The organism is Streptomyces sp. NPDC057654, from assembly GCF_042800135.1.
Classification (GTDB): domain Bacteria; phylum Actinomycetota; class Actinomycetes; order Streptomycetales; family Streptomycetaceae; genus Streptomyces.
Window position 1 is genome coordinate 1 of the sequence record NZ_JBHVHQ010000673.1, and the last position, 4,772, is coordinate 4,772.

At 69.5% G+C, this 4,772-nt stretch carries 3 protein-coding genes; 2 read left to right on the forward strand and 1 reads right to left on the reverse strand.

The features are described 5' to 3' along the window. Positions 1 to 44: 44 nt before the first annotated feature. On the reverse strand, positions 45 to 2,732 hold the full coding sequence (gene ppc, locus ACFU99_RS33380; RefSeq protein ID WP_384399190.1) for a phosphoenolpyruvate carboxylase: 2,688 nt from the start codon (positions 2,730 to 2,732) through the stop codon (positions 45 to 47). Between the two features lie 293 nt (positions 2,733 to 3,025). Here ppc and ACFU99_RS33385 point away from each other — a divergent pair, with 293 nt between their 5' ends. Then, the gene (locus ACFU99_RS33385) at positions 3,026 to 4,054 is read left to right on the forward strand and encodes an acyl-CoA desaturase (protein ID WP_384399186.1); all 1,029 of its coding nucleotides are present in this window, start codon (positions 3,026 to 3,028) and stop codon (positions 4,052 to 4,054) included. 7 nt (positions 4,055 to 4,061) lie between these two features. Further along, a complete protein-coding gene (locus tag ACFU99_RS33390) occupies positions 4,062 to 4,742 on the forward strand; it encodes a TetR family transcriptional regulator (protein WP_384399188.1) in 681 nt (226 codons plus the stop codon). Positions 4,743 to 4,772 lie beyond the last annotated feature (30 nt).

Below are 4,772 nucleotides of genomic sequence, written 5' to 3' on the forward strand. Positions count from 1 at the left end.
CCAGTCAGTGGGTGAAGGGCCGCCGTTGTGTCTTGAGGAGCTGGTCAGCCGGTGTTGCGGAGGCCGGCGGCGACGCCGTTGACGGTGAGCAGGAGGGCTCGGCCGAGTACGGGGTCGGCTTCCTCGCCGCGGCCGGCGGCTTCGCGCTGGCGGTGCAGGAGGGTGACCTGGAGGTAGGAGATGGGGTCGAGGTAGGCGTCGCGGACGCGGAAGGTCTGGCGGAGTTCGGGGTTGGCGTCGAGGAGTTCGCGTTCGCCGGTGATGCGCAGGACTTCGCGGACGGTGAGTTCGTGTTCGGCTTCGATGGTGGCGAAGACGTGCTTGAGGTCGTCGGGTACGAGGGTGTCGACGTAGTGCCGGGCGATGCGCAGGTCGGTCTTGGCGAGGGTCATTTCGACGTTGGACAGGAAGTTCTGGAAGAAGTGCCAGTGTTCGTGCATTTCGTCGATGACGGTGTCGAGGCCGGCTTCGCGGGCGGCCTTGAGGCCGGAGCCGACGCCGTACCAGCCGGGGACGATCTGGCGGGACTGGGTCCAGCCGAAGACCCAGGGGATGGCGCGGAGTCCGTCGAGGCCGGCGCCGCTGTCGGGGCGGCGGGAGGGCCGGGAGCCGAGGTGGAGTTCGGCGAGCTGGTCGACGGGGGTGGAGGCGAAGAAGTAGGCGGGCAGGTCGGGGTCTTCGACGAGCTCGCGGTAGGCGTCGTGGGCGGCGTCGGAGACGGTGTCCATGGCGGCGTCCCAGCGGGCGAGCGCCTCGTCTGACTGGCGGGGCGCGGTGTGCAGGGCGGATGCCTGGAGGGTCGCGGCGACGGTCAGTTCGAGGTTTTCGCGGGCGAGGGAGGGGACGAGGTACTTGTCGGAGATGACCTCGCCTTGTTCGGTGACCTTGATCTCGCCTTCGAGGGTGCCCCAGGGCTGGGCGAGGATCGCGTCGTGGGTGGGGCCGCCGCCGCGGCCGACGGTGCCGCCGCGGCCGTGGAAGAGGCGGAGCCGTACGCCGTAGCGGTGGGCGACGTCGCGCAGTCGGCGCTGGGCGCGGTGGATCTCCCATTGGGAGGTGGTGATGCCGCCGAACTTGGAGGAGTCGGAGTAGCCGAGCATGACTTCCTGGACGTCGCCGCGGAGTGCGACGAGGCGTCGGTAGGAGGGGTCGGCGAGCATCTCGTCGAGGATGCGGTCGGCTTCTTTGAGTTCGTCGGTGGTTTCGAGGAGCGGCACGATGCCGATCTTGGCCCAGCCGGCGTGGAGGTCGAGGAGGCCGGCTTCGCGGGCGAGTACGGCGGCGGCGAAGACGTCGTCGGAGCCTTGGCACATGGAGATGATGTAGGACTCGATGACGTCGGGTCCGAAGCTTTCCATGGCCGGGGGGCGGGTCGGGACGCCGCCGCGGGTGTTGGCGCCGGCGGCGTGGCGGGGGGCGGGGCTGGGTGCGAGGGGGCGGCGGGAGCGGAGTTCCTTGGCGAGGAGCTTGCGCCGGTAGTCGCGGGGCATGTCGGCGTAGCGCCAGGATTCCTCGCCGAGGCGGTCGAAGAGCTGGCCGAGCGCGTGGTGGTGGGCGTCGGCGTGTTCGCGTACGTCCATGGTGGCGAGCTGGAGGCCGAAGGCGGCGAGTGTGCGGATGGTGCGCTCCAGGCGGCCGTCTGCGATGAGTTCGCCGCGGTGGGCGCGCAGGGAGTCCTGGAGGAGTTGGAGGTCGGCGAGGAGTTCGGGGGTGCCGAGGTAGTCGCGGCCGCTTTGGTGGGTTGCTCCGGCGGCGAGGCGTTCGCGGGTGTTGACGAGCTTCTGCCGGATGCAGGTGGCCTTGAGGCGGTAGGGCTCTTCGGCGTTGAGGCGCTTGTAGCGGGGGCTGATCTCGGGGAGGAGTTCGAGGTCGTGCTGGAGGGAGGTGAGGAGTTCTTCGGTGGCGCCGCAGTTGCGGATGGAGTTGGAGAGGGCGGCGCGGAGGTTGTCGATGACCTGGAGGGCGTCGGTGATGCCGTGTTCGTGCTGGAGGATCAGGACGTCCCAGGTGACCTGGGGGGTGACGTTGGGGTTGCCGTCGCGGTCGCCGCCGATCCAGGTGCCGAAGGTGAGGGGGCGGGTGGTGGCGGGGAGGGGTGCGCCGACTCGGGCGAGTTCGGCGGCGAGGTCTTCGAGGACGTCTCCGACGGCGTTGGTGTGGAGTTCGTCGAGGTAGTAGATGGCGTTGCGGGCCTCGTCGGCGGGCTCGGGGCGGACGACGCGGAGTTCGTCGGTCTGCCAGAGCAGGTCGATGTTCTCGGCGAGGCGCAGGTCGGTGCGGGGCTTGTCGCCGGTGGCGAGGGTGTCGAGGAGTTCCGCGATGCGGCGGAGCTTGTTGAGGACGGAGCGGCGGGCCGCTTCGGTGGGGTGTGCGGTGAAGACGGGGCGTACGCCGAGGTTCTGGACGGTCTGCCGCAGGTGTTCGGGGTCGGCGTCCTTGAGCTGGTCGGCGGTGCGGGTGAGGATGCTGCCTTCGGCGGCTCGGCGGGTGCGGAGCTCGCGGCCGCGGTGCACCTGTTCGGTGACGTTGGCGAGGTGGAAGTAGGTGGAGAAGGCCCGTACGAGCTTGGCGGCGGTGGCGAGGTCGGTGGCGCCGAGGAGGTCGGCGGCGGCTTCGCCGTCGGTGCGGGTGAGGGCTCGTACGCGCTCGACGAGGTCGAGGAGTTCGGGGCCTTCCTGGCGGACGAGGGTCTCGCCGAGGAGGTCGCCGAGGCGGCGGATGTCGGCGCGCAGGGCGGCGTTGGTCGCTTCGCCGTTGGTGGCGCCGGTGTCGTCAGTCGTGTCGGTGACGGCGCCGTCGGCGGCTGTACGGGTGTTGTCGGCACTGCTCACGGGGGCGGCTCCTTGCAGTGTTCTGAGCACGTCTGGAGAGGTTGCGGACCGCGCTGTCCGACCGCGACCCAGGATAGGTGTCCGCGACGCGCTGTCATCCACAGCCCTATTGCCCGATACGCGTGCCCTGCCATACTTACGTAGCCGTAGGTTACGGAACCGTAGCCGTGTGTCGAGCCCCCCTGAGGGATGCCATGACTGCAAGCCCCGACGTGATCGAAGACGCGCCGAAGGCCCAGGAACCCACATTGACCTCTGCCACTCTCGGTGGCGACGACAAGCGGTCTATCGAGCAGATCGCGCTGTTGCTGTTCATCACGGTGCCGTTTGTGGCGTTGGTCGCCGCGGTGCCCCTGGCCTGGGGCTGGGGTGTCTCGTGGCTGGATCTGGGGCTGATGGTGGCGATGTATTACATCGGCTGCCATGGCATCACGATCGGTTTCCACCGTCATTTCACGCATGGCGCCTTCAAGGCGAAGCGGCCGTTGAAGGTCGCGCTGGCGGTGATGGGGTCGCTGGCGGTCGAGGGGCCGCTGGTGCGCTGGGTGGCGGATCACCGCAGGCATCACCGGTTCTCGGACGCGGAGGGGGATCCGCATTCCCCGTGGCGGTTCGGCGACACGGTGCCGGCGCTGATGAAGGGGCTGTGGTGGGCCCATATCGGCTGGATGTTCGATGAGGAGCAGACGCCGCAGCACAAGTACGCGCCGGATCTGATCAAGGACCCGGCGATCCGCCGGGTCTCGCGCCAGTTCGTGCTGTGGACGGTGGTGTCGCTGATGATTCCGCCGCTGGTGGGCGGTCTGGTGACGTGGTCGTGGCAGGGCGCTGTGACGGCGTTCTTCTGGGGTTCGCTGGTGCGGGTGGCGCTGCTGCACCATGTGACGTGGTCGATCAACTCGATCTGCCACGCGGTGGGGAAGCGGCCGTTCAAGTCACGTGACCGGTCGGGCAATGTGTGGTGGCTGGCCGTGCTGTCCTGCGGTGAGTCGTGGCACAACCTGCACCACGCGGACCCGACGAGCGCGCGGCACGGGGTGATGCGGGGACAGCTGGACTCCAGCGCCCGGCTGATCCGCTGGTTCGAGCGGGCGGGGTGGGCGTACGACGTGCGCTGGCCGGACGCGGCCCGTATCGCGTCGCGCCGCAAGCCCTCCGATTCGGAGGCCGGGGACGGATCGGGCGGAAATTCAGGGAAGGGCAAGGCCGCGCAGGCGGCATGATTGAAGCGTGGCGATCGACAGCAGCACCAGCAATGGCAAGGACCGGACCCCCGCGCCGGGGGCCCGCCGCACCCGCCGCGTCCGTATGACCGGCAAGGAGCGGCGCGAGCAGCTGCTGGACATCGGCCGCACGCTCTTCGCCGAGCGGGGGTTCGAGGGCACGTCGGTGGAGGAGATCGCGGCGAAGGCCGGGGTCTCCAAGCCGGTGGTGTACGAGCACTTCGGCGGCAAGGAGGGGCTGTACGCGGTGGTGGTGGACCGCGAGATGCGGCAGCTTCTGGACATGGTGACGGGGGCGCTGACCGCGGGCCATCCGCGTGAGCTGCTGGAGCAGGCGGCGTTCGCGCTGCTGGATTACATCGAGACGTATACGGACGGCTTCCGGATTCTGGTGCGGGATTCGCCGGTGGCGCAGTCGACGGGTACGTTCGCGTCGCTGATCAGCGATATCGCCACGCAGGTCGAGGACATTCTGGGGCTGGAGTTCAAGGCGCGGGGCTTCGACGCGAAGCTGGCGCCGCTGTACGCGCAGGCGCTGGTGGGCATGGTGGCGCTGACGGGCCAGTGGTGGCTGAACGTGCGCAAGCCGAAGAAGGCCGAGGTGGCGGCGCATCTGGTGAATCTGGCGTGGCACGGCCTGGACGGCCTGGAGCCGAAGCCGCGCCTGATAGGCCACCGGCGGGCCTAGCGGCCCGTGCGGGCCGCGGATACCGACCTG